Source organism: Arthrobacter sp. SIMBA_036 (assembly GCF_046535135.1).
GTDB lineage: Bacteria > Actinomycetota > Actinomycetes > Actinomycetales > Micrococcaceae > Arthrobacter.
In genome coordinates, this window is the sequence record NZ_JAWRXG010000109.1 from 1 (window position 1) to 283 (window position 283).

Annotated in this window: 1 protein-coding gene; it reads right to left on the minus strand. The window is 40.6% G+C overall.

The features are described from left to right. The coding region (locus SB659_RS19325) for a MauE/DoxX family redox-associated membrane protein (RefSeq protein WP_410551562.1) at positions 1-283 on the minus strand (283 nt) is incomplete at both ends.

Below are 283 nucleotides of genomic sequence, written 5' to 3' on the forward strand. Positions count from 1 at the left end.
GGTCATTGCAGATAAAACCCCGCCACAGGTACAAGTCGCTTTTGTAGGATCAATAAAGACTACATAAAAAACATAGGCGGTAAAAACAAATAGTAGTCCGGCAGAAAGCCAAAGGCCGTATAAGCGGACTGGTCTTATGAGTAATAGTAAAACTGCTAATAACTCAATCCCCGGTAAAAAGTAGAACAAGAAATCCTGATATCCACCTGTTGTTGGATTCCAGCTTAATTGCCTGTAAAATGCCTGATGGTTTATCCATTTGCTTAGTGCCGCATAAACCCAT